General features: G+C 36.3%; 16 protein-coding genes and 3 pseudogenes. 16 read left to right on the top strand and 3 right to left on the bottom strand.

Annotation, left to right across the window (positions count from 1 at the left end; genetic code table 11):
• Nucleotides 1-74 precede the first annotated feature (74 nt).
• The 5 genes and pseudogenes from E8M05_RS11905 to E8M05_RS10875 form a co-directional block, all read left to right on the top strand.
• Nucleotides 75-122: pseudogene (locus E8M05_RS11905) on the top strand (hypothetical protein); the annotation flags it as partial.
• Between the two features lie 15 nt (nt 123-137).
• The gene (gene tet(M) / locus E8M05_RS10895) at nt 138-2,057 is read left to right on the top strand and encodes a tetracycline resistance ribosomal protection protein Tet(M) (protein WP_041972879.1); all 1,920 of its coding nucleotides are present in this window, start codon (nt 138-140) and stop codon (nt 2,055-2,057) included.
• Between the two features lie 97 nt (nt 2,058-2,154).
• A complete protein-coding gene (gene tet(L), locus E8M05_RS10890; protein WP_002345004.1) occupies nt 2,155-3,528 on the top strand; it encodes a tetracycline efflux MFS transporter Tet(L) in 1,374 nt (457 codons plus the stop codon).
• A 563-nt stretch (nt 3,529-4,091) separates the two neighbouring features.
• Nucleotides 4,092-5,354 (top strand): MobV family relaxase, encoded by a 1,263-nt coding sequence (gene mobV / locus E8M05_RS10880; protein ID WP_000119405.1) that lies wholly within the window; start codon nt 4,092-4,094, stop codon nt 5,352-5,354.
• 291 nt (nt 5,355-5,645) lie between these two features.
• Nucleotides 5,646-5,834, top strand: coding sequence for a hypothetical protein (locus E8M05_RS10875; protein WP_455678368.1), 189 nt, complete (start codon nt 5,646-5,648; stop codon nt 5,832-5,834).
• Between the two features lie 29 nt (nt 5,835-5,863).
• Here the strand turns inward: E8M05_RS10875 and E8M05_RS10870 are convergent, their stop codons facing one another.
• A complete protein-coding gene (locus E8M05_RS10870) occupies nt 5,864-6,544 on the bottom strand; it encodes an IS6-like element IS1216 family transposase (protein WP_001015311.1) in 681 nt (226 codons plus the stop codon).
• A gap of 69 nt (nt 6,545-6,613) precedes the next feature.
• Between E8M05_RS10870 and E8M05_RS10865 the strand changes: the two are divergent.
• The 3 genes and pseudogenes from E8M05_RS10865 to E8M05_RS10850 form a co-directional block, all read left to right on the top strand.
• Nucleotides 6,614-6,709, top strand: a pseudogene (locus tag E8M05_RS10865) (helix-turn-helix domain-containing protein); the annotation flags it as partial.
• 460 nt (nt 6,710-7,169) lie between these two features.
• Complete coding sequence (locus E8M05_RS10855) at nt 7,170-7,373, top strand: excisionase (protein ID WP_000814511.1); 204 nt, start codon at nt 7,170-7,172, stop codon at nt 7,371-7,373.
• An 81-nt stretch (nt 7,374-7,454) separates the two neighbouring features.
• Complete coding sequence (locus tag E8M05_RS10850; protein WP_001291561.1) at nt 7,455-8,672, top strand: tyrosine-type recombinase/integrase; 1,218 nt, start codon at nt 7,455-7,457, stop codon at nt 8,670-8,672.
• 277 nt (nt 8,673-8,949) lie between these two features.
• Here the strand turns inward: E8M05_RS10850 and rpmG are convergent, their stop codons facing one another.
• Nucleotides 8,950-9,099 (bottom strand): 50S ribosomal protein L33, encoded by a 150-nt coding sequence (gene rpmG, locus E8M05_RS10845; RefSeq protein ID WP_002262412.1) that lies wholly within the window; start codon nt 9,097-9,099, stop codon nt 8,950-8,952.
• A 15-nt stretch (nt 9,100-9,114) separates the two neighbouring features.
• Nucleotides 9,115-9,291, bottom strand: coding sequence for a 50S ribosomal protein L32 (gene rpmF, locus E8M05_RS10840; RefSeq protein ID WP_003066947.1), 177 nt, complete (start codon nt 9,289-9,291; stop codon nt 9,115-9,117).
• 316 nt (nt 9,292-9,607) lie between these two features.
• Here rpmF and hisS point away from each other — a divergent pair, with 316 nt between their 5' ends.
• From hisS to E8M05_RS10800, 8 genes and pseudogenes are all read left to right on the top strand, one after another.
• Entirely contained in the window at nt 9,608-10,885 is a 1,278-nt protein-coding gene (hisS, locus tag E8M05_RS10835; RefSeq protein ID WP_003066945.1) for a histidine--tRNA ligase, read from the top strand.
• A 127-nt stretch (nt 10,886-11,012) separates the two neighbouring features.
• Nucleotides 11,013-11,162, top strand: coding sequence for a helix-turn-helix transcriptional regulator (locus E8M05_RS10830; protein ID WP_310590920.1), 150 nt, complete (start codon nt 11,013-11,015; stop codon nt 11,160-11,162).
• A gap of 300 nt (nt 11,163-11,462) precedes the next feature.
• Nucleotides 11,463-12,011: a hypothetical protein gene (locus E8M05_RS10825; RefSeq protein WP_003066943.1), complete on the top strand. Its 549-nt coding sequence runs from the start codon at nt 11,463-11,465 to the stop codon at nt 12,009-12,011.
• A gap of 319 nt (nt 12,012-12,330) precedes the next feature.
• Complete coding sequence (gene aspS / locus E8M05_RS10820; RefSeq protein ID WP_003066942.1) at nt 12,331-14,079, top strand: aspartate--tRNA ligase; 1,749 nt, start codon at nt 12,331-12,333, stop codon at nt 14,077-14,079.
• Nucleotides 14,072-15,010: a YitT family protein gene (locus tag E8M05_RS10815; RefSeq protein WP_003066940.1), complete on the top strand. Its 939-nt coding sequence runs from the start codon at nt 14,072-14,074 to the stop codon at nt 15,008-15,010. Before aspS ends, E8M05_RS10815 begins: the two co-directional genes overlap by 8 nt.
• Nucleotides 15,011-15,093: 83 nt before the next feature.
• Complete coding sequence (locus tag E8M05_RS10810; protein WP_003066939.1) at nt 15,094-15,966, top strand: YitT family protein; 873 nt, start codon at nt 15,094-15,096, stop codon at nt 15,964-15,966.
• Between the two features lie 282 nt (nt 15,967-16,248).
• A pseudogene (locus E8M05_RS10805) lies at nt 16,249-17,673 on the top strand (PTS transporter subunit EIIC); the annotation flags it as partial.
• Between the two features lie 78 nt (nt 17,674-17,751).
• Nucleotides 17,752-19,257, top strand: a complete 1,506-nt coding sequence (locus tag E8M05_RS10800; RefSeq protein WP_003066936.1) for a prolyl oligopeptidase family serine peptidase — start codon at nt 17,752-17,754, stop codon at nt 19,255-19,257.
• Nucleotides 19,258-19,277 lie beyond the last annotated feature (20 nt).

Raw genomic sequence — 19,277 nt, 5'->3', positions numbered from 1 at the left:
ATCATGTGATTCTAAAGTATCCAGAGAATATCTGTATGCTTTGTATACCTATGGTTATGCATAAAAATCCCAGTGATAAAAGTATTTATCACTGGGATTTTTATGCCCTTTTGGGTTTTTGAATGGAGGAAAATCACATGAAAATTATTAATATTGGAGTTTTAGCTCATGTTGATGCAGGAAAAACTACCTTAACAGAAAGCTTATTATATAACAGTGGAGCGATTACAGAATTAGGAAGCGTGGACAAAGGTACAACGAGGACGGATAATACGCTTTTAGAACGTCAGAGAGGAATTACAATTCAGACAGGAATAACCTCTTTTCAGTGGGAAAATACGAAGGTGAACATCATAGACACGCCAGGACATATGGATTTCTTAGCAGAAGTATATCGTTCATTATCAGTTTTAGATGGGGCAATTCTACTGATTTCTGCAAAAGATGGCGTACAAGCACAAACTCGTATATTATTTCATGCACTTAGGAAAATGGGGATTCCCACAATCTTTTTTATCAATAAGATTGACCAAAATGGAATTGATTTATCAACGGTTTATCAGGATATTAAAGAGAAACTTTCTGCCGAAATTGTAATCAAACAGAAGGTAGAACTGTATCCTAATATGTGTGTGACGAACTTTACCGAATCTGAACAATGGGATACGGTAATAGAGGGAAACGATGACCTTTTAGAGAAATATATGTCCGGTAAATCATTAGAAGCATTGGAACTCGAACAAGAGGAAAGCATAAGATTTCAGAATTGTTCTCTGTTCCCTGTTTATCACGGAAGTGCAAAAAACAATATAGGGATTGATAACCTTATAGAAGTGATTACGAATAAATTTTATTCATCAACACATCGAGGTCAGTCTGAACTTTGCGGAAAAGTTTTCAAAATTGAGTATTCGGAAAAAAGACAGCGTCTTGCATATATACGTCTTTATAGTGGCGTACTGCATTTGCGAGATTCGGTTAGAATATCGGAAAAGGAAAAAATAAAAATTACAGAAATGTATACTTCAATAAATGGTGAATTATGTAAAATCGATAAGGCTTATTCCGGGGAAATTGTTATTTTGCAGAATGAGTTTTTGAAGTTAAATAGTGTTCTTGGAGATACAAAGCTATTGCCACAGAGAGAGAGAATTGAAAATCCCCTCCCTCTGCTGCAAACGACTGTTGAACCGAGCAAACCTCAACAAAGGGAAATGTTACTTGATGCACTTTTAGAAATCTCCGACAGTGACCCGCTTCTGCGATATTATGTGGATTCTGCGACACATGAAATCATACTTTCTTTCTTAGGGAAAGTACAAATGGAAGTGACTTGTGCTCTGCTGCAAGAAAAGTATCATGTGGAGATAGAAATAAAAGAGCCTACAATCATTTATATGGAAAGACCGTTAAAAAAAGCAGAGTATACCATTCACATCGAAGTTCCACCGAATCCTTTCTGGGCTTCCATTGGTCTATCTGTAGCACCGCTTCCATTAGGGAGCGGAGTACAGTATGAGAGCTCGGTTTCTCTTGGATACTTAAATCAATCGTTTCAAAATGCAGTTATGGAGGGGATACGCTATGGCTGTGAACAAGGATTGTATGGTTGGAATGTGACGGACTGTAAAATCTGTTTTAAGTATGGCTTATACTATAGCCCTGTTAGTACCCCAGCAGATTTTCGGATGCTTGCTCCTATTGTATTGGAACAAGTCTTAAAAAAAGCTGGAACAGAATTGTTAGAGCCATATCTTAGTTTTAAAATTTATGCGCCACAGGAATATCTTTCACGAGCATACAACGATGCTCCTAAATATTGTGCGAACATCGTAGACACTCAATTGAAAAATAATGAGGTCATTCTTAGTGGAGAAATCCCTGCTCGGTGTATTCAAGAATATCGTAGTGATTTAACTTTCTTTACAAATGGACGTAGTGTTTGTTTAACAGAGTTAAAAGGGTACCATGTTACTACCGGTGAACCTGTTTGCCAGCCCCGTCGTCCAAATAGTCGGATAGATAAAGTACGATATATGTTCAATAAAATAACTTAGTGTATTTTATGTTGTTATATAAATATGGTTTCTTGTTAAATAAGATGAAATATTTTTTAATAAAGATTTGAATTAAAGTGTAAAGGAGGAATTAATTATGAAGTGTAATGAATGTAACAGGGTTAAATACAACCAAATTTTAATTTGGCTTTGCGTTTTATCTTTTTTTAGCGTATTAAATGAAATGGTTTTGAACGTCTCATTACCTGATATTGCAAATGATTTTAATAAACCACCTGCGAGTACAAACTGGGTGAACACAGCCTTTATGTTAACCTTTTCCATTGGAACAGCTGTATATGGAAAGCTATCTGATCAATTAGGCATCAAAAGGTTACTCCTATTTGGAATTATAATAAATTGTTTCGGGTCGGTAATTGGGTTTGTTGGCCATTCTTTCTTTTCCTTACTTATTATGGCTCGTTTTATTCAAGGGGCTGGTGCAGCTGCATTTCCAGCACTCGTAATGGTTGTAGTTGCGCGCTATATTCCAAAGGAAAATAGGGGTAAAGCATTTGGTCTTATTGGATCGATAGTAGCCATGGGAGAAGGAGTCGGTCCAGCGATTGGTGGAATGATAGCCCATTATATTCATTGGTCCTATCTTCTACTCATTCCTATGATAACAATTATCACTGTTCCGTTTCTTATGAAATTATTAAAGAAAGAAGTAAGGATAAAAGGTCATTTTGATATCAAAGGAATTATACTAATGTCTGTAGGCATTGTATTTTTTATGTTGTTTACAACATCATATAGCATTTCTTTTCTTATCGTTAGCGTGCTGTCATTCCTGATATTTGTAAAACATATCAGGAAAGTAACAGATCCTTTTGTTGATCCCGGATTAGGGAAAAATATACCTTTTATGATTGGAGTTCTTTGTGGGGGAATTATATTTGGAACAGTAGCAGGGTTTGTCTCTATGGTTCCTTATATGATGAAAGATGTTCACCAGCTAAGTACTGCCGAAATCGGAAGTGTAATTATTTTCCCTGGAACAATGAGTGTCATTATTTTCGGCTACATTGGTGGGATACTTGTTGATAGAAGAGGTCCTTTATACGTGTTAAACATCGGAGTTACATTTCTTTCTGTTAGCTTTTTAACTGCTTCCTTTCTTTTAGAAACAACATCATGGTTCATGACAATTATAATCGTATTTGTTTTAGGTGGGCTTTCGTTCACCAAAACAGTTATATCAACAATTGTTTCAAGTAGCTTGAAACAGCAGGAAGCTGGTGCTGGAATGAGTTTGCTTAACTTTACCAGCTTTTTATCAGAGGGAACAGGTATTGCAATTGTAGGTGGTTTATTATCCATACCCTTACTTGATCAAAGGTTGTTACCTATGGAAGTTGATCAGTCAACTTATCTGTATAGTAATTTGTTATTACTTTTTTCAGGAATCATTGTCATTAGTTGGCTGGTTACCTTGAATGTATATAAACATTCTCAAAGGGATTTCTAAATCGTTAAGGGATCAACTTTGGGAGAGAGTTCAAAATTGATCCTTTTTTTATAACAGGAATTCAAATCTTTTTGTTCCATTAAAGGGCGCGATTGCTGAATAAAAGATACGAGAGACCTCTCTTGTATCTTTTTTATTTTGAGTGGTTTTGTCCGTTACACTAGAAAACCGAAAGACAATAAAAATTTTATTCTTGCTGAGTCTGGCTTTCGGTAAGCTAGACAAAACGGACAAAATAAAAATTGGCAAGGGTTTAAAGGTGGAGATTTTTTGAGTGATCTTCTCAAAAAATACTACCTGTCCCTTGCTGATTTTTAAACGAGCACGAGAGCAAAACCCCCCTTTGCTGAGGTGGCAGAGGGCAGGTTTTTTTGTTTCTTTTTTCTCGTAAAAAAAAGAAAGGTCTTAAAGGTTTTATGGTTTTGGTCGGCACTGCCGACAGCCTCGCAGAGCACACACTTTATGAATATAAAGTATAGTGTGTTATACTTTACTTGGAAGTGGTTGCCGGAAAGAGCGAAAATGCCTCACATTTGTGCCACCTAAAAAGGAGCGATTTACATATGAGTTATGCAGTTTGTAGAATGCAAAAAGTGAAATCAGCTGGACTAAAAGGCATGCAATTTCATAATCAAAGAGAGCGAAAAAGTAGAACGAATGATGATATTGACCATGAGCGAACACGTGAAAATTATGATTTGAAAAATGATAAAAATATTGATTACAACGAACGTGTCAAAGAAATTATTGAATCACAAAAAACAGGTACAAGAAAAACGAGGAAAGATGCTGTTCTTGTAAATGAGTTGCTAGTAACATCTGACCGAGATTTTTTTGAGCAACTGGATCCAGGAGAACAAAAACGATTTTTTGAGGAAAGTTATAAATTATTTTCCGAACGATATGGCAAGCAAAATATTGCTTATGCAACAGTTCATAATGATGAGCAAACCCCTCACATGCATTTAGGTGTTGTGCCTATGCGTGATGGAAAACTGCAAGGAAAAAATGTGTTTAATCGTCAAGAACTGTTATGGCTACAAGATAAATTCCCCGAGCATATGAAAAAACAGGGTTTTGAGTTGAAGCGTGGTGAACGTGGCTCTGACCGTAAACATATTGAGACAGCTAAATTTAAAAAACAAACTTTGGAAAAAGAGATTGATTTTCTAGAAAAAAATTTAGCAGTTAAAAAAGATGAATGGACTGCTTATAGCGATAAAGTTAAATCAGATTTAGAAGTACCAGCGAAACGACACATGAAAAGTGTTGAAGTGCCAACGGGTGAAAAGTCCATGTTTGGTTTGGGAAAAGAAATAATGAAAACAGAAAAGAAACCAACCAAAAATGTTGTTATATCGGAGCGTGATTATAAAAACTTAGTGACTGCTGCGAGAGATAACGATAGGTTAAAACAGCATGTTAGAAATCTCATGAGTACTGATATGGCGAGAGAATATAAAAAATTAAGTAAAGAACATGGGCAAGTTAAAGAAAAATATAGTGGTCTTGTAGAGCGATTTAATGAAAATGTAAATGATTATAATGAGTTGCTTGAAGAAAACAAGTCTTTAAAGTCTAAAATAAGCGATTTAAAGCGTGATGTGAGTTTAATCTATGAAAGCACTAAGGAATTCCTTAAGGAACGTACAGACGGCTTAAAAGCCTTTAAAAACGTTTTTAAGGGGTTTGTAGACAAGGTAAAGGATAAAACAGCACAATTCCAAGAAAAACACGATTTAGAACCTAAAAAGAACGAATTTGAACTAACTCATAACCGAGAGGTAAAAAAAGAACGAAGTCGAGATCAGGGAATGAGTTTATAAAATAAAAAAAGCACCTGAAAAGGTGTCTTTTTTTGATGGTTTTGAACTTGTTCTTTCTTATCTTGATACATATAGAAATAACGTCATTTTTATTTTAGTTGCTGAAAGGTGCGTTGAAGTGTTGGTATGTATGTGTTTTAAAGTATTGAAAACCCTTAAAATTGGTTGCACAGAAAAACCCCATCTGTTAAAGTTATAAGTGACCAAACAAATAACTAAATAGATGGGGTTTCTTTTAATATTATGTGTCCTAATAGTAGCATTTATTCAGATGAAAAATCAAGGGTTTTAGTGGACAAGACAAAAAGTGGAAAAGTGAGACCATGGAGAGAAAAGAAAATCGCTAATGTTGATTACTTTGAACTTCTGCATATTCTTGAATTTAAAAAGGCTGAAAGAGTAAAAGATTGTGCTGAAATATTAGAGTATAAACAAAATCGTGAAACAGGCGAAAGGGTTCTGTTGCAAAGTTTTAAATAAAGAATAAAATCCCTTACGGTATCTATGATTTAAGCTGGGATTCCCAATAATACCTTGATTTCAGTACAGACCGAAAACCCGAAGAGAGTGCCTTCTTTTCGGGTTTTCTTATATAATCCTCGAATGGCTTCCATGCCTTTAATCGTGGTAGAGGCAGTGCGTAAACTTCGATAGAATTTATTGCGTCTCTTTACTGGACGATGGTCTTGTTCAATCAAATTATTCAGGTATTTAATGGTACGATGTTCTGTCCCTTGATAAAAGCCGTATTCTTTTAGTTTCTTAAAGGCACTTGTAATAGAGGGGGCTTTATCTGTGACTACAACCTTCGGTTCATCAAACTGCTTCACTAACCGCTTAAGAAAAGCATAGGCTGCTTGTGTGTCCCGTTTTTTACGTAACCAAATATCCAAGGTTAAACCATCTGCATCGATGGCTCGATACAAATAATGCCATTTTCCTTTAATTTTGATGTACGTTTCATCCATTTTCCATGAATAAAAGGATTTTTTATTTTTCTTTTTCCAAATTTGATAGAGTAGTTTGCCATATTCTTGCACCCAACGATAAATCGTCGTATGAGAAACGTTAATGCCACGATCATATAAGATTTCTTGAACTTCACGATAGCTAAGGTTATAACGAAGATAGTAGCCCACGGCTACAATAATCACATCCTGCTGAAATTGCTTTCCTTTAAAATGATTCATCGTCATTCCTCCTGCTATCTTTTTCTATTATTCTACCTTATTTGATAGTAGATTTAAAACTTTGCAACAGAACCTGGCAATCAAAGTATGGTCGTTGATGAAGTCTTACGTGGAAGAATGGAAACCAGACTGATTACAAAGATTTTGTCATTTGAAATTAAGTAATATCCTCTCTCCTTTCGTGGAAGCGTGCTAAACCATTCCACGCTTCCCGAACAGGGAGGTTTGTTATTCCACCAAAGCATATTGAGCTTTCAATGTGTTTTGATAGGCTAACGAGCCATTGTTCTTTGAAAACTGAATAAAAGTAATCGAATACGTTTCGATAAGAAAAGAGCCAACGGAACTAACCGCCATGACCTATCTTATAAAGATAGCGAGCGATTCATGTTAGTGATCCGAGAAGCAATCTTTAGCAGGATTGCCTGCAACGACATTCTTATCGTGATAATGATACTCCCATACAGTCAATAGTCCGAGCGTGATAAAACCGTCGCAGGCAATGAGTATGGCTACATGAGAACCATGCAGGGGTGGAACTCCCGTGAGCTTTGCTAAAGCTGTTCGATTGCTGGTAAAACAACTTTTATGAAATCCAAATAAGTGATTTGGAAAGGAGGATTTTATGAAGCAGACTGACATTCCTATTTGGGAACGTTATACCCTAACCATTGAAGAAGCGTCAAAATATTTTCGTATTGGCGAAAACAAGCTACGACGCTTGGCAGAGGAAAATAAAAATGCAAATTGGCTGATTATGAATGGCAATCGTATTCAGATTAAACGAAAACAATTTGAAAAAATTATAGATACATTGGACGCAATCTAGCGTCGCCAAAGGGTCTTGTATATGATAAAATAGTATTAAGTCGTATCAAGGCTCTTTCCATAAAGGAAAGGAGCAAATGCCATGTCAGAAAAAAGACGTGACAATAAAGGTCGAATCTTAAAGACTGGAGAGAGCCAACGAAAAGACGGAAGATACTTATACAAATATATAGATTCATTTGGAGAACCGCAATTTGTTTACTCGTGGAAACTTGTGGCTACAGACCGAGTACCAGCAGGAAAGCGTGATTGTATCTCACTTAGAGAGAAAATCGCAGAGTTACAGAAAGACATTCATGATGGTATTGATGTTGTAGGAAAGAAAATGACACTCTGCCAGCTTTACGCAAAACAGAACGCTCAAAGACCAAAGGTTAGAAAAAACACTGAAACTGGACGCAAATATCTTATGGATATTTTGAAGAAAGACAAGTTAGGTGTAAGAAGTATTGACAGTATTAAGCCATCAGACGCTAAAGAATGGGCTATTAGAATGAGTGAAAATGGTTATGCTTATCAAACCATCAATAACTACAAACGTTCTTTAAAGGCTTCATTCTATATTGCTATACAAGATGATTGTGTTCGGAAGAATCCATTTGACTTTCAACTGAAAGCAGTTCTTGATGATGATACTGTCCCTAAGACCGTACTAACAGAAGAACAGGAAGAAAAACTGTTAGCCTTTGCAAAAGCTGATAAAACCTACAGCAAAAATTATGATGAAATTCTGATACTCTTAAAAACAGGTCTTCGTATTTCAGAGTTTGGTGGTTTGACACTTCCAGATTTAGATTTTGAGAATCGTCTTGTCAATATAGACCATCAGCTATTGAGAGATACTGAAATTGGGTACTACATTGAAACACCAAAGACCAAAAGTGGCGAACGTCAAGTTCCTATGGTTGAAGAAGCCTATCAAGCATTTAAGCGAGTGTTAGCGAATCGAAAGAATGATAAGCGTGTTGAGATTGATGGATATAGTGATTTCCTCTTTCTTAATAGAAAGAACTATCCAAAAGTGGCAAGTGATTACAACGGCATGATGAAAGGTCTTGTTAAGAAATACAATAAGTATAACGAGGATAAATTGCCACACATCACTCCACATAGTTTGCGACATACATTCTGTACCAACTATGCAAATGCAGGAATGAATCCAAAGGCATTACAGTACATTATGGGACATGCTAATATAGCCATGACGCTGAACTATTACGCACATGCAACATTCGATTCTGCAATGGCAGAAATGAAACGCTTGAATAAAGAGAAGCAACAGGAGCGTCTTGTTGCTTAGTAGTACAAATGAATTTACTACTTATTTACCACTTCTGACAGCTAAGACATGAGGAAATATGCAAAGAAACGTGAAGTATCTTCCTACAGTAAAAATACTCGAAAGCACATAGAATAAGGCTTTACGAGCATTTAAGAAAATATAAAAAGATAATTAGAAATTTATACTTTGTTTATAATAAAAAATGATTTGGTTTGATATTCAATCAGCCAGAAATGCTATTTTTGAACTAAAAAAGCCTAGAAACGTTGGTTTCGTAGGCTTTTGATGTATTCAATTATTTAACTTCAGTAAAGATTACGTGTTTACGCAATTTTGGTGAGTATTTTTTCAATTGAAGACGGTCTGGAGTGTTACGTTTGTTTTTTGAAGTAAGGTACAAGCGTTCACCAGATTCTTTGTGTTCAAGTGTAATATTTACGCGCATGGTATCTCCCTTCTATTATTTAGCTGCTTTAGCGATTTTACGTCCTTTGTAGTATCCTTTAAGTGATACACGGTGAGAACGTGAGTAATCTCCAGTAGTTTCGTCAAATTTAACTGATGGAGCAGTCAATTTGTAGTGTGTACGACGTTTGTTTTTCTTCGCTTTTGAAGTGTGACGTGCAGGTACTGCCATGTTTTATCTCCTCCGATAATATTTTTTTGTTCTTGATTTTTAATCAACTTTAACATAATAACATATCTTTTTTGTAAAGTAAAGTTACTTGACAAAAAAATTATAAATAGGTGCGAGTGTGGTTATTAACGCTTGGCTGTTCGTTAAAAACGAAAGTCCTCAAGGAATAATTCATAAGAAAATCCTAAAAAAGAACAGACTATTCTTCTGTATAACTTGTTTTTGTGATAAAATAGAAATGATTGAATCGCTACAATAGTAGAAAGGAATTAGGGGCTAAATTTGTTTAAATTTGGTGCCAATATGTCTTAAATTTATGAAATTACAAAAACCTAAAGGAACACAGGATATTTTACCTAGCGAAAGTGCTAAGTGGCAATACGTGGAAGCTGTTGCGCGTGAAACATTTAAAAAATACAATTACAGCGAAATTCGTACACCAATGTTTGAACATTATGAGGTTATCAGCCGTTCTGTTGGTGACACAACGGACATCGTGACAAAAGAAATGTATGATTTCCACGATAAAGGTGACCGCCATATTACTTTGCGTCCAGAAGGTACAGCTCCTGTTGTGCGTTCTTTTGTAGAAAATAAATTATTTGCACCAGAAGTTCAAAAGCCAGTTAAGATGTACTACATCGGCTCAATGTTCCGCTACGAACGTCCACAAGCTGGTCGTTTGCGTGAATTCCATCAAGTTGGTGTTGAGTGTTTCGGTTCAGCAAATCCTGCCACAGACGTTGAAACAATCGCGATGGCTTACCAATTGTTCCAAATACTGGGCATTAAAGATGTTACACTTCATTTGAATACTTTGGGAAGTGCAGTTAGCCGTTCGGCATATCGTCAAGCTTTGATTGATTACCTTACGCCAATGCGTGAGCAATTGTCAAAAGACAGTCAACGTCGTTTAGATGAAAACCCACTCCGTGTCCTTGATTCAAAAGAAAAAGAAGACAAGATTGCTGTTGAAAACGCACCATCAATTCTTGATTATCTTGATGACGAAAGCCAAGCTCATTTTGATGCTGTGCGTAGTATGCTTGAAACCCTCAATATCCCATATGTCATTGATACAAACATGGTTCGTGGTCTTGATTACTATAACCACACTATCTTTGAATTCATCACAACTGTTGATAAATCTGAATTGACAATTTGTGCTGGTGGTCGTTATGACAGTCTCGTTGAATACTTTGACGGACCAGAAACACCAGGTTTTGGTTTTGCACTTGGTCTTGAACGTTTGCTTCTTATCCTCGAAAAACAAGGTATTGAATTGCCAGTTGAAAAAGAAATGGACGTTTACATTGCTGTTTTGGGACAAGGTGCAAACCTTAAAGCGTTGGAACTTGTTCAAGCTGTCCGCAACCAAGGTTTCTCAGCAGAACGTGACTACCTTGGACGTAAAATCAAAGCGCAATTCAAATCAGCAGACGCCTTTAATGCTAAAACAATTATCACTTTAGGTGAAAGTGAAATTGAAGCAGGTCAAGTAGCTGTGAAAAATAATAAAACTCGCGAAGAAGTGACCGTAAGCTTTGACGAAATTGCAAACAACTTCGCTGAAGTATTGAATAAATTAGATTAAACGACAACAACTAGCTAATAACTGTGTACTCACAGTTCATTAACTAGTTGTTTTATATTGTAAACTTTAGTTGCGAGAATGGAAGCTACTGTAACCTTGCTAGGTAGGTGAAAGTTTCATATAATGTATATACAAAATCGTCGGAGAAAAGTTAAAACAATTAAGAAAACCTAATCATCTTTCACAAGAAAAATTATCTGAACATATCCATGTTTCTAGAGAAACTATTTCAAATGGGAACAAGGAGTTTCCCGAACAAAAAGATATTAAGGAATGACCTGTGTTTACCTGCTTGCGAATAAAAGAATATTGCTACTAAGTTAGAGATACTGCATAAATGTGCTGGTATCTCTTTTTTGTTGGCTTGAAACAACAGACTACTTCATTTCTGCTTGATTACGTTAAATTTATCGGGATATGATTTGTCAAGGACTTGTTGCGTAAGCAATGCTTTAGCACCCTTTACAAATCATAGACAGATAAGTAACTTCTTAAAAGCAGAAAAGAAATGACTGTATTATTTTTGTGTAGTATAATGATAACTAGTTAAGCTACAAATACAGTTGAGGTGGAATATATGCAAGCATTGTTTACATTACAATATGGGGAGTTTGCGGTTGCAGATTATTTGGCAAAAGAAGTAAAAGGAACATCTGTATTTATCCCCACTTCTGCACAAGAAAAAGGAATTGATTTGCTATTATATAAGTTTTGTGATGGCATAAATAAAGTATTGACATTTCAAGTAAAAATGTCTAGAGCTTATTATTATCCCAATAAAAAATATCAAGGCACTCTATGGCTTAATCGTTTTGAACCGCAAGAAAATGCTGATTGGTTTGTAATAGTAGGAATTTATGCAAAATATCCTAATGAAATACATAGTGCTAAATCGTCTGATACAAAGTGGGATACAATAATGTTGGCGTTTAAAAAAGAAGAAATGATAAATTTCATGGAAGAAGTTAGGCTAAAGAAAAATCCAGATAAGTATGACAAAATGTTCGGATTTGGATTTAATGGTAAATTAGAAATCAAACAAACTAGAGGATATAAGGAAGAAAGGGATATGACTAAATATTTGATTGAAAATCGAATTGAGGAAATTATGGAATATTTTGATTGAATTTAAACATATGAGAATTGTTTGAAAGGATTGACATGTATATGAGTAAAGAAAATAAGAAAGCAATAGTTTCGCAAGAAGATATATCCTTTACTGATTAAATGTTATGATTTGGTCAAAAGGAATTTGAAAGTTTACTAGATTTTGGAGTGTGGTAACAAAAGACATCTCAAATAGGAGTTTAATATCATTTTGAACCTTTCAAATTTTTGATATTTCTCAAAAAAATTAAAAAACTCCCCCGCATGGGTGGGGTTTTTACGTGCTTTTTGCTATAATAGGTGGGAATGAATAAATTAAAAAACGGAGAAACATATCAATGAAACGTACAATGTATGCTGGTCGTGTTCGTAGTGAACATATCGGCCAAGAAATTACTTTAAAAGGTTGGGTTGGTCGTCGTCGTGATTTAGGTGGGCTTATCTTTATCGACCTTCGTGACCGTGAAGGTATCATGCAATTAGTCATTAATCCAGAGGAAGTTTCAAGTGATGTTATGACCACAGCTGAAAGCCTTCGTAACGAATTTGTTATCGAAGTTACTGGTGAAGTCGCACAACGTGAACAAGAAAATAAAAACTTGCCAACTGGTGCTGTTGAATTGAAAGTATCAGCATTGACAGTTTTGAATACGGCTAAAACAACACCTTTTGAAATTAAAGATGATGTTGAAGTTAGTGATGAAAATCGTTTACGCTACCGTTATTTAGATCTTCGTCGTCCAAAAATGCTTAACAACTTTAAATTACGTGCAAAAGTTACTCACTCAATCCGTAACTATTTGGATGAGTTAGAATTCATTGATGTTGAAACACCAATGTTGACAAAATCAACTCCAGAGGGTGCGCGTGACTACTTGGTACCAAGTCGTGTGAGCCAGGGTCACTTTTACGCTTTGCCACAAAGTCCACAAATCACAAAACAATTGTTGATGAATGCTGGCTTTGACCGTTACTACCAAATCGTTAAATGTTTCCGTGATGAAGATTTACGTGGTGATCGTCAACCTGAGTTTACACAGGTCGATATGGAAACATCATTCTTGTCAGACCAAGATATCCAAGATATCACTGAAGGAATGATTGCTAAAGTCATGAAAGATACAAAAGGAATTGATGTCACATTGCCATTCCCACGTATGTCTTATGATGATGCAATGAACAACTACGGTTCAGACAAACCTGATACTCGTTTTGAAATGCTTTTACAAGACTTGACAGAAGTTGTCAAGGATGTTGATTTCAAAGTATTCTCACAAGCTCCAGTTGTAAAAGCTATTGTTGTTAAGGGGAATGCGGATAAATACTCACGTAAAAACATTGATAAATTAACAGAATTTGCAAAACAATTTGGTGCCAAAGGTCTTGCATGGGTCAAATTTACTGATGGTGCGATTACTGGACCAGTTGCTAAATTCTTAACAAGTATCGAAGATAAGTTGACAGTAAGTTTACAACTCGAAGAAAATGATTTGGTTCTTTTCGTTGCCGATACTCTTGAAGTTGCTAATAATACTCTTGGTGCTCTTCGTACTCGTATCGCTAAAGAACTTGACATGGTTGACAACTCTAAATTTAATTTCCTTTGGGTTGTTGATTGGCCAATGTTTGAATGGTCTGAAGAAGAAGAACGTTATATGTCTGCTCACCACCCATTCACATTGCCAACTGAAGAATCCGCTCATGAATTAGAAGGTGACCTTGCTAAAGTACGTGCAGTTGCTTACGATATCGTTCTTAACGGTTATGAACTTGGGGGCGGTAGCTTGCGTATCAACCAAAAAGAATTGCAAGAACGTATGTTTAAAGCGCTTGGCTTTACAGCAGAAGAAGCAAATGACCAATTTGGTTTCTTGTTAGAAGCTATGAACTACGGTTTCCCACCACATGGTGGACTTGCTATTGGTCTTGACCGTTTCGTTATGCTTCTTGCTGGTGAAGATAACATTCGTGAAGTCATTGCATTTCCTAAAAATAATAAAGCTGCGGATCCAATGACACAAGCACCAAGTCTTGTTGCAGATAAACAATTAGATGAATTAGCTTTAGCAATCGAAACTAATGATTAAGAAAACATCTTTGAAAAAGAAAACAAAGTTTATTGTTAGCCGTTGGGCAGAAAGATATGGTCTGTTAAAGACAATGCAGAGCATTTCAAGAGAGAAGTATGCGGAAAAAGTTTCCGCTTCTCTTTTTTATGGTTTGCTATCGGCAATCGCGGTTAATTTCTTCTTTCAACCAGGACACGTTTATTCAAGTGGTGCAACTGGTTTTGCACAGGTTTTATCGGCAGTTAGTGAGCGATTAATTGGCTTCAAGTTGCCAGTTTCAGTTGTTTTTTATGTGATTAATGTGCCATTGCTCGTTTTAGCTTGGTATAAAATCGGACATAAATTCACTGTTTTTACGCTCATTACAGTTTCGATGAGTTCTTTCTTCATTCAAATTGTTCCTGAAATTACTCTGACGACTGATCCTCTGGTTAATGCCATTTTTGGTGGTTTGGTCATGGGGACTGGTGTTGGCTTTAGTTTAAAATCTCGTATTTCAAGTGGTGGTACTGATATCATCAGTCTGACCATTCGGAAAAAGACAGGCCGTGATGTGGGAAGCATTTCTCTCATGGTTAATGGTGTTATCATGATTTTTGCTGGCATTTTATTTGGTTGGCAATATGCCCTTTATTCTATGGTGACTATCTTTGTCTCTAGCCGTGTGACAAATGCTATTTTCACTAAGCAGAAGAAAATGCAAGCAACGATTGTGACCAATCGTCCTGAAAAGGTAATTGCGATGATTCACACCAAATTACATCGTGGGGTGACACAAATCAATAATGCCGAAGGAACTTATAATCATGAGAAAAAAGCGGTTTTGCTGGCTATCATTACTCGTGAAGAATATAACGACTTTAGGTATCTGATGAAAAAAACTGACCCCAATGCCTTTGTTTCAGTTGCTGAAAATGTTCATATTATTGGACGTTTTGTTGATGATTAAGAGGTTGAGAAAGTTCTCAGCTTCTTTGTTTATGGCGTTATAATTTACAAGACGCAGAAAATTTTGTTTTGGAGGTATGAGACATGGTTCGTGAAAAGCTTGGACAAATAAGAAGTTTGGTGTTAATTGCCATAGGTGTAGCAATTTATACTTTCGGTTTTGTCAAATTTAATATGGCAAATGCTCTTGCTGAAGGTGGGGTTGCGGGTGTAACCTTGATTGCCCATGCTCTTTACGGAATCAACCCTGCTTATTCGTCACTTATTTTGAATGTTCCTTTGTTCATTCTAGGGGCTCGAATTTTTGGACGAAAATCGCTAGCACTAACTATTTATGGCACTGTTTTGATGTCATGGTTCATCTGGTTTTGGCAACATGTGCCGATTCAGATTGTTCTCGAAAATGATATGATGTTGGTTGCTGTCGTTGCTGGTTTATTTTCTGGTGTCGGTAGTGGCTTGGTCTTTCGTTACGGCGCTACAACGGGCGGAACAGATATTATCGGACGTGTTATCGAAGAAAAATTCAGTTTCAAACTTGGTCAGACACTACTTTTTGTCGATGCCGTGGTTCTTACAGCGTCGCTGGTTTACATTGATTTACAACATATGCTTTACACGTTGGTAGCAAGCTTTGTTTACAGTCAAGTTCTGACAATTGTCCAAAATGGTGGTTACACAGTGCGTGGCATGATTATTATCACACAAAAATCTGAAGAAGCTGCGCAAGCTATTCTTAATGGCATTAATCGTGGGGTTACTTATTTGAATGGTCAGGGGGCTTACTCTGGAGATGAGAAAAATATTTTGTATGTGGTTTTAAATCCAGGTGAAGTCCGTGATGTTAAAGCCATTATGGCAGATTTAGACCCAGATGCTTTTATTTCAATCATTGATGTTGATGAGGTTGTGTCATCTGATTTCAAAATTCGACGAAAAAACTATGATAAATTGTAGTCAATAAAGAAAAAAGATGCGGTATTTTTCACCCATCTTTCTTTTTTTGATATTATAATCTGGAAAATTGGTAAAATATTACTAAAACGATTGAAAACGCTTGCTGATATATTTTTTTGTGATATGATTAACTTTGTAAGGATTGTTACTGGTCAAACAGGCAAAACCTAAATAGGTACAGAAATAGGATTGTGAGACGCACTGTTCACAGGCTTATTTGGTATTTATTTAGGTTTTTCTTATGGCTCGAAACATAACTAAAAAGAGAAGGGGCTTATTCGTATGGCAAAATATACAGAATTGGCAAAAGACATTATCGCACATGTTGGTGGTAAAGAAAACATCAATAGTCTTAAACACTGTGTTACACGTCTTCGTTTTGATTTGAAGGATGAATCAAAAGCTGACGATGATTATCTTAAACAGCGTGATGGTATTGTAACTGTTGTTAAGGCAGGAGGACAGTATCAAGTTGTTATAGGTAATCACGTCCCAGATGTTTATGATGAAGTTATCAAAGTTGGTGGTTTAGCAGCTGGTGGTAGTTTAGATATTGATGAAAGGGATACCCATCCTAGAGGAAACCTTTTTGATCAATTTGTTGCCTTAGTATCAAGCCTATTCCAACCAATGCTGGGAGCTTTGTCAGCAGCAGGTATGTTAAAAGGTGTTGTTGCTTTGATGACAGCATGTGGGGTTCCGACAACCGATGGAGCCTACATCGTCTTAAATGCGGTTGGGGATGGTTTCTTCCAATTCTTGCCAATTATTCTAGCTTATAATGCAGCTAATCGTTTTAAGATGAACAAATTTACAGCAATGGCTATTGCATTTGCTTTGGTTTATCCTGATATTGCTCAAAGTTTTACGGGTGATGCTCCGCTTTATACGTTGTTCAAAGGAACAGTCATTGAGTCAGATATTTATGCAACTTTTCTTGGATTACCGATCATTTTCCCAGCATCAAGTTATCTTCAAACTGTCCTTCCTATTTTGTTAGCTATTTTTGCTGGTGCAAAACTTGAAAAGTTCTTTAATAAAATCATTCCAGATGTAGTTAAAGTTTTCATTGTTCCATTTTTTGTGATGCTAATTACAGTACCACTTGCTTTCATCATCATTGGACCTTTGATGACTTGGGCATCTGACCTTGTAGGTGTTGTTTTCCAAGCAATTTATGATTTCAATCCAATTGTTTTTGGGCTTATTTTGGGGGCATTGTGGCAAGTACTTGTTATGTTTGGTCTTCACTGGGGACTTGTACCGATTGCTATTTTGGATTTTGCAACAAAAGGTTATAGTACTCTCCTTGTAGCTTCAGTTTCAATTTGTTTTGCTCAAGCTGGATCACTACTCAATATTTTCTTAAGAACTAAGGAAGATAAGGTAAAACAATTAGCTATCCCAGCATTTATTTCTGCTTTATTTGGTGTTACTGAGCCAGCTATTTATGGTATTACTCTTCCAATGCGCACGCCATTTATCATGACTTGTATTGCAGGTGCGATTCAAGGGGCTTTCCTAGGTTTCTTTAATGTTACTGGTTATACGATGGGAGGTATGGGATTGTTTGCCATTCCATCATATATCTTGCCTGCAGGTATGACTGGTGATACTAATAATGTTTGGTACTTCATTGCTTCAATCGTTATCTCATTTATCTTGGGATTTGTTTTGACACAATTTACAAAAATACCAAAACTTTATGAAAAATAGTAACTATGTGGGTGTCATACCCACTTTACTACTTTTTAGGATATTATCAATTTAGAGGGAGAGATAAGTATGAAAAAATCACTCTCAAAGGGAATCGTTTTGAGTGCTGTTAGTTTTTTGGGAGTGTTTGCAGGAAGTCAAGTTGTATCTGCTGACACTGATGTTACTATTGCTAAAACATCAATTGTTGTAAAGGGGTATGAGTTTGGTCCAGCAGTACCAAAAGTTGTTGTAAAGTTAGACAGTAAAGTCTCTAAAGTATCAAAAGAAAATGTCACTATTACAACGGCAGGTACAGAACGCCAAGTCAGCAAGGTTTATTTATCTGATAAAAATGGAAAAAAAGTTACCAAAGATAGTAAGTACATCACTATTCAAATGCCAGTTACTTTTGACACCGAATCAAATTCTGGTGTTGCCAGTCCTTTCTTTTACAACATGGAGAATTTCCATAATACATGGGTAGATGATTACACGGTTTCAATTCAAGGGTTGACAGTAACTGTAAACGGCGAAGAAAGCGAGCTTGACAGTGAGAGCAACGCTATTAACAATCGCATTTCAACAGATGTAGCAGCATTTAGCAATCGTGGGTCTTATTCTGGAACTTACACGAATCCGTTGACCAATCAAGATGAAGAACTCACCCTTCAATATGCCGCTTATGAACCAGAAATTTTGAAAAATGGAAAGAAAAATCCTTTGATTATCTGGCTACATGGGCAAGGCGAAGGCGGTACAGATACCGATATTACATTGTTGGGAAATGAAGTTGTAGCGCTTGCTAAGGATGATATCCAATCACATTTTACAGCAGGTAAGCAAATGGGAGTCTATGTTTTAGCGGTTCAAACTCCAACGTATTGGATGGATGAGGGTGATGGTACAAATGGAGCGGGGGCAGGTGTGTCTCGCTACACAGAGGTACTCATGGATACTATTAAGGATTACGTTTCGAATCATTCAGATGTGGATACAGACCGTATTTATTTAACTGGTGGTTCAAATGGTGGTTACATGACGCTTAATTTAGCTATCAATAATACAGATTATTTTGCAGCGCTTGTTCCGCAGGCGGCAGCCTATTCTTACTATCAATATCAGCGTAATGAGGACGGTACTTATACAACTGTTCCTAGTGATACAAGCTTGTCTGGCACAGCATTTGTCAAAACAGATGATATCTACTTTGACGAGGATAAAATTGCTGCGCTTAAAGATATTCCAATTTGGTTTATCCATGCCGCTAATGATACGGTTGTCAATCCAAGCGATTATTCTTTACCAATCTATAAAGCTTTAGTAAATAGCGGAGCAACGAATAAATGGTTCTCATATTATGAAAGTGTTGAAGGTTCAGACATGAAAGATACCTCTTATCTTGGACATTGGTCATGGACGTATTTCTTCAATGATAAGGTGTCTGGTGTACAAAGCGTTTCTGATATTAAAGAGGCTGACGACCTTTCAGGTTTTTCACCAAGCAATAAAACTAATGGTGGAATAAGCACCGTAAAAGTTGACGGAACAGCTTATGATAACATTTTTGATTGGTTAAATGCTCAGAAAAAATGAGTTTAGACAAATGAAAAAAG

The sequence above is a fragment of the Streptococcus pasteurianus genome, from assembly GCF_004843545.1.
GTDB lineage: Bacteria > Bacillota > Bacilli > Lactobacillales > Streptococcaceae > Streptococcus > Streptococcus pasteurianus.
Note: the sequence above shows the minus strand (reverse complement) of the source record. Positions and strands in the feature narration are given on the sequence as shown.

Coding starts and splice junctions, on each gene's coding strand:
- E8M05_RS10870 (WP_001015311.1), bottom strand. CDS start 6,544: ATGAATCATTTTAAAGGAAAGCAATTTCAGCAGGATGTGATTATTGTA.
- rpmG (WP_002262412.1), bottom strand. CDS start 9,099: ATGCGCGTAAATATTACACTTGAACACAAAGAATCTGGTGAACGCTTG.
- rpmF (WP_003066947.1), bottom strand. CDS start 9,291: ATGGCAGTACCTGCACGTCACACTTCAAAAGCGAAGAAAAACAAACGT.
- hisS (WP_003066945.1), top strand. CDS start 9,608: ATGAAATTACAAAAACCTAAAGGAACACAGGATATTTTACCTAGCGAA.
- E8M05_RS10855 (WP_000814511.1), top strand. CDS start 7,170: ATGAAGCAGACTGACATTCCTATTTGGGAACGTTATACCCTAACCATT.
- E8M05_RS10825 (WP_003066943.1), top strand. CDS start 11,463: ATGCAAGCATTGTTTACATTACAATATGGGGAGTTTGCGGTTGCAGAT.
- E8M05_RS10800 (WP_003066936.1), top strand. CDS start 17,752: ATGAAAAAATCACTCTCAAAGGGAATCGTTTTGAGTGCTGTTAGTTTT.
- E8M05_RS10850 (WP_001291561.1), top strand. CDS start 7,455: ATGTCAGAAAAAAGACGTGACAATAAAGGTCGAATCTTAAAGACTGGA.
- E8M05_RS10815 (WP_003066940.1), top strand. CDS start 14,072: ATGATTAAGAAAACATCTTTGAAAAAGAAAACAAAGTTTATTGTTAGC.
- E8M05_RS10810 (WP_003066939.1), top strand. CDS start 15,094: ATGGTTCGTGAAAAGCTTGGACAAATAAGAAGTTTGGTGTTAATTGCC.
- aspS (WP_003066942.1), top strand. CDS start 12,331: ATGAAACGTACAATGTATGCTGGTCGTGTTCGTAGTGAACATATCGGC.
- mobV (WP_000119405.1), top strand. CDS start 4,092: ATGAGTTATGCAGTTTGTAGAATGCAAAAAGTGAAATCAGCTGGACTA.